Origin of the sequence: Sandarakinorhabdus sp., from assembly GCF_041689835.1 — a bacterium.
In the GTDB taxonomy this organism is placed as follows: domain Bacteria; phylum Pseudomonadota; class Alphaproteobacteria; order Sphingomonadales; family Sphingomonadaceae; genus Sandarakinorhabdus.
The window spans coordinates 1-5,436 of record NZ_JBDNFM010000222.1 but is presented as its reverse complement, the minus strand read 5'-3'; the positions used below and the strand labels follow the sequence as shown (position 1 = coordinate 5,436).

Genomic DNA, 5,436 nt, shown 5'->3' with positions numbered 1-5,436 from the left:
GTTGACGGCGTTTCGCGGCTGACCGGCACCGACATCTGGGATCCGTCGGTGCGCTATCTTACCCTGCTGCCAGCCAAGACCGACCCGGCCGAAGTGCTGGGCATCGTCATTCTTGCTGTGCTGATGAGCTTTCTGGCCACGCTGTATCCGGCGTGGAAAGCTGCTTCCACCGATCCGGTGACGGTGCTGCGCTATGAGTGAACCCGTGTTGCAGGTGACCGGCCTGGCCCGCAGTTTCGAACAGGGCGGCGCCCGTATCGAGGTGTTGAACGGTGTCGATCTGACGGTTGCACCCGGCGAGATCGTGGCGCTGCTGGGGCCGTCGGGTTCGGGCAAATCGACCATGCTGCAAGCGGTTGGCCTGCTGGAAGGTGGCTTTTCGGGGCGCATCGGTATCTGCGGCGAAGACGTTGGCAATCTTGACGATCTGGGACGCACGCGCGTGCGGCGGCAGCGGCTCGGTTTTGTGTATCAGTTCCACCATCTGCTGCCGGATTTTTCGGCCCGCGAGAATGTGATGCTGGCGCTGATGGTGGCCGGGGTGGCGGAAGCGACCGCCAGCGCGCGCGCCGATGAACTGCTCGGTGCGCTCGGGCTGGGCGCCCGCCTCACGCACAAGCCGGCGCAATTGTCGGGCGGGGAACAGCAGCGGGTTGCCGTCGCCCGCGCGCTGGCCAATCGCCCGGCGCTGGTGTTGGCCGATGAACCCACCGGCAATCTGGATGAGGCCACAGCCCAACTGGTGCTGGCGCAGTTAGTCAATCTGGTGCGCGGGCAGGGCAGCGCCGCGCTGATTGCAACCCACAATCTCGCGCTGGCACGGTCGGTTGACCGGGTGGTGACACTGAAGGCCGGCCGCCTCGCCTGAATCGGCCGGAATGGCGGTGTTTACTGCGCCGTCCAGCCGCCATCAACGGGAATTGCAGTCCCGGTGATCTGGGCGGCGGCATCGCTCGCGAGGAAGGCAGCGAGCTCGCCGATCTGTTCGGGGGTGACGAACTGCTGGGAAGGCTGCTTGGCGAGAAGCAGCTTTTCGGTGGCGTCTTCAACGCTGATGCCCTGCTGGGCGGCCATGGCTTCGATCTGTTTCTGCACGAGCGGCGTATGCACCCAGCCGGGGCAGATGGTGTTGCAGGTGATGCCGGTGCCGGCGGTTTCCAGCGCGACCACCTTGCTCATGCCCACCACGCCGTGCTTGGCCGCGACATAGGCGACCTTGTGGACGCTGCCGATCAAGCCGTGCACCGAGCCGATGTTGATGATGCGGCCAAAGCCCTTGGCCTTCATGTGCGGCAGCGCCGCCTGCATGGCATAAAAGATGCCCGACAGGTTGATGGCGATGATGGCATTCCAGCGTTCGGCCGGAAAATCCTCGACACTTTGGGTGTGTTGAATGCCGGCATTGTTGACGAGGATATCGATGGCGCCAAAACTGCTGATGCACAGATCAACCATCGCCTTGACATCATCGGGCTTGGAAACGTCGGCCCCGCTGTAGACGACCCTGACGCCGTATTTGGCTTCGAGGCCGGCGCGTTCTGCTTCGATGGCGGCGGCATCGCCGAAACCGTTGATCACAAGGTTGGCGCCCTTTGATGCCAGCACATTGGCAATGCCAAGCCCGATCCCGCTGGTTGAACCGGTTACGACAGCACTGAGTCCCTTGAGCATCGCAAATCCCTCATTTTCGTGCGTGGCGAATAGTTTGATGTGTTTCATCGGCGATTGGCTGCCTTTTTCGCCGCCATTATGTACGTGAGTTTCAGTTTTCTTCCATTGCAAAATCAACGTTATGCTGCGGCAGTAGAGTGCCCGTATGACATCGGGGAACGGGCGCAGGGTGCCGGCCTATGTTGCGAGCGCGAATGGCAATAGGTTGAATTTTGCGCTTCAGGGCGGCGTTCAACCAGAAGATCATCCCCGCTGCGTCAGACGCCTGCATTTTTGTGGGGACAAAGCGGCTGCACCGGTTGGCAGCCGGCACGCGGCATGGGCATAGTGCGCCAATGCCCCACGCCGGATTCGTCCCCCTTCGCTGCCACAGTGCCTATTCGATGCTGGAAGGCGCCATCCAGCCGGAAAACCTGGCCAAGGTGGCGCGCCAGCTGCGCTTTCCGGCGATTGGCCTGGCCGACCGCGCCAACATGTTTGCCGCGATGGATTTTTCCGCCGCGGCCAAGGACCATGGCATTCAACCGCTGATTGGTGCGCTGCTGCCGGTTGAACGACCGGGTTCGGCCACGTTCCAAGGCAAGGCGCTGGTCGATTGGCTGGTGGTGTTTGCGCAGGATGATGCGGGCTACACCAATCTCATCGGTCTGGTTTCGGATGCGCATCTGGCGGCCGCGGTGCCCGGCGATCCGGTGCTGCGGCTGGAGCAGCTGGAGGGCCGCACCGCTGGCCTGCTGTGCCTGACCGGCGGTGCCGATGGCGCATTGACGCGGTTGCTTGCCGAAGGCCAGAACGCCGAGCCGATGGCCGATCGGCTGGAAAGCCTGTTTGCGGGCCGGCTTTATGTTGAAATCGCGCGCAGCGGCGACCCGATCGAGCAGAAGAGCGAGGCCGGCCTGCTGCGGCTGGCCGAAGCGCGCGGGCTGCCGATCGTGGGCACCGCGCCGGTGAAGTTTCTGACGCCTGATATGCACCAGGCGCACGACGTGCTGCTGTGCATTGCCGAATCAACCTATGTCGAGGCCGAGGATCGCCGCCGGTCCAACCCGCAGCACTGGCTCAAATCCGCCGAGGATTGGCACCTGCTGTTTGCCGATCTGCCCGAAGCCATCGCCAACACGATTGTCGTGGCTCAGCGCTGCGCGGTGCTGGCGCCCAGCCGCAAGCCGATCCTGCCGCGCCTTGCTGCCGGCGGTGAAGATGAAGCGCTGCTGGCCGCCGCCAGTGCCGGGCTGGAAACGCGTTTGACGGTGCTGGGCAAAACCGGCGCCGATCGGCAGACCTACCTTGATCGGCTGGCGTTTGAAGTGAACGTGATCAACGGCATGGGCTTTGCCGGCTATTTTCTGATCGTGGCGGATTTCATCGTGTGGGCCAAACGGCAGGGCATCCCGGTGGGGCCAGGGCGCGGTTCCGGCGCTGGTTCGGTGGCGGCGTGGGCGCTGACCATCACCGATCTTGATCCGCTGGAACACGGCCTGCTGTTCGAACGCTTCCTCAACCCTGACCGCGTCTCGATGCCCGATTTCGATATCGATTTTTGCGAAACGCGGCGCGTCGAAGTGATTGAATATGTGCAACAGCGCTACGGCCGCGAGCAGGTGGCGCAGATCATCACCTTCGGCAAGATGAAGGCCCGCGCCGTGCTCAAGGATGTGGGCCGGGTGTTGCAGATGCCGTACGGCCAGATTGATCGGCTGGCCAAGCTGGTGCCCAACCAGCCCGCCGATCCATGGACGCTGGCGCGTACCTTGGGCCGCGGCAAGGACAAGGACGGCAAGGCTTACGGCGGTGAGGCCGCCTTCATCGCCGAGATGGAGCGCGATCCCAAGGTGAAGCGGCTGGTGGATATTGCCCTGCAACTGGAGGGCTTGCCGCGCCACAGTTCCACACATGCGGCCGGCGTGGTGATCGGGGATCGGCCGCTGAGCGAACTGGTGCCGCTGTTCCGCGATCCGCGTTCCGACATGCAGGTGACGCAATTCGAGATGAAGGCCGCCGAGAAGGCCGGGCTTGTGAAATTCGATTTTCTTGGCCTGAAGACGCTTTCGGTGCTCGACCGGGCGGCGGCGATGCTGCGCGCCCGCGAAGTGCAGGTGGATTGGCCGACGCTGCCCACCGGCGATCCGCTGGTGTACAAGCTGCTGGCAGAGGGCGACACGGTGGGCGTGTTCCAGTTTGAATCGGAAGGCATGCGCCGCGCGCTCAGCCAGGTTCGTCCCGATTGTTTTGGCGATATCGTGGCGGTGGGCGCGCTGTATCGCGCTGGCCCGATGGAAAATATTCCAAGTTTTGCGCTGCGCAAGGCGGGCAAGGAAAAGGTGGAATTGCTGCATCCGGCGATGGAGCCGATCCTGCGCGAAACCTACGGCATCATTGTCTATCAGGAACAGGTGATGAGCCTGGCGCGCGAACTGGCCGGCTACAGCCTGGGCCAGGCCGATCTGCTGCGGCGTGCCATGGGCAAGAAAATCCACGCTGAAATGGTCGCGCAAAAGGCCGGTTTCTGCGAAGGCGCCGCCGCCAATGGCATCGAGGCGGCGACGGCGGCCGCGATCTTCGAATTGATCCTGAAATTCGCCAACTATGGCTTCAACAAAAGCCACGCCGCCGCCTATGCGCTGGTTTCCTATCAGACCGCCTGGCTGAAAACCCACCACCGGGCCGAATTTTATGCCGCGTCGATGGCGTATGACATCGACAACACCGATCGGCTGGCGGTGTTCGTCGATGATGCCCGCCGCGCCGGGGTCGAGATGCTGCCGCCGTGCATCAACCGTTCGGCCGCCGATTACACTGTCGTGGGCGGCGACGTGCGCTATGCGCTGGCCGGGCTGAAGGGCGTTGGCCTCAAAGCAATGGAAACGCTGGCGGCCGAGCGCGACGGCAAGGGGCCGTTCCGCGATCTGGCTGATTTCGCCCGCCGCGTCGGTCCGCGCGGGCTGAACAAGCGCCAGCTTGAAAGCCTGATTGCTGCTGGCGGATTTGATGCGCTGCATCCGGGCCGCGCCGGTGTGCACGCGCTGGCCGAAGCCATCATGGCCAGCGCCCAGTCTGCCACGGAGGAACGCGAGTCTGCGCAGGTGGCGTTGTTTGGTGATGCGACGGGGGTTTCGGACCATGCCAGCCTGGCGTTGATGGTGCCGGGTCTGGAATGGACGCTGGCGCAGCGGATGGCGCATGAGCAGGAAGCGTTCGGCTTTTTCTTCAGCGGCCACCCGGTTGATGCCTATGCCAACGTGCTCACCGCCAATGACGTTCTGAGCCACACCGAGGTGCTCGGCCTGTCGGCGCCGCTGGGCGGGGGGCGCAAATACGTGATGATGGCCGGGCGGCTGGAGGAGCGGCGCTGGCGCAGCACCCAGGCCGGCCGGCGCTATCAGTTTCTCAGTTTTTCCGATCGTTCCGGGCAGTATGTCGCCAGCTGTTTTGATGATGATCTGCAGGAAAAATTCGAAGCCATGGTGAACGATGCGCCAGCGCTGCTGCTCGGCATGGATTTGCAGTGGCGTGACGGCGAGGATGTGCCGCGCTTTACCCTGCGTTCGGCCCAGCCGCTTGCCGAACTTGCCCGCCGCACCCGCGGCCGGCTGGTGGTGAGGCTTGCCCACCCGGCAGAGGTGGGCGTGCTGCTCGGCGTGCTGGGGCCAGCGCCGGCGAAGGGGCGCGGCGAACTGGTGGCCGATATCGCCACCGATGCCGGCCCGGCGCGGCTGGTGCTGGGCCGGCACTTCCTGATCGATGCCGATCTGGAAGCCGCACTGG

3 protein-coding genes and 1 pseudogene are annotated in these 5,436 nt (G+C 64.0%); 3 read left to right on the top strand and 1 reads right to left on the bottom strand.

Annotation, left to right across the window (positions count from 1 at the left end):
• A pseudogene (locus ACESL8_RS11935) lies at positions 1 to 201 on the top strand (lipoprotein-releasing system transmembrane subunit, LolC/LolE family); the annotation flags it as partial.
• Positions 194 to 868 carry an ABC transporter ATP-binding protein gene (locus ACESL8_RS11930; protein WP_372919134.1) on the top strand — a complete coding sequence of 225 codons (675 nt, stop codon included), beginning with the start codon at positions 194 to 196 and terminating at the stop codon, positions 866 to 868. The pseudogene ACESL8_RS11935 and the gene ACESL8_RS11930, both read left to right, overlap by 8 nt.
• A 20-nt stretch (positions 869 to 888) precedes the next feature.
• On the opposite strand, the gene ACESL8_RS11925 is transcribed toward ACESL8_RS11930, so the two are convergent.
• On the bottom strand, positions 889 to 1,671 hold the full coding sequence (locus tag ACESL8_RS11925; protein ID WP_372919131.1) for a 3-hydroxybutyrate dehydrogenase: 783 nt from the start codon (positions 1,669 to 1,671) through the stop codon (positions 889 to 891).
• Between the two features lie 335 nt (positions 1,672 to 2,006).
• Here ACESL8_RS11925 and dnaE point away from each other — a divergent pair.
• Positions 2,007 to 5,436 (top strand): DNA polymerase III subunit alpha (gene dnaE / locus ACESL8_RS11920; protein ID WP_372919129.1); only part of this gene is annotated, 3,430 nt, incomplete at its 3' end.

Excerpts from the sequence above, each read along its gene's own strand:
- ACESL8_RS11925 (WP_372919131.1), bottom strand. The coding sequence starts at position 1,671 with ATGCTCAAGGGACTCAGTGCTGTCGTAACCGGTTCAACCAGCGGGATC.
- ACESL8_RS11930 (WP_372919134.1), top strand. The coding sequence starts at position 194 with ATGAGTGAACCCGTGTTGCAGGTGACCGGCCTGGCCCGCAGTTTCGAA.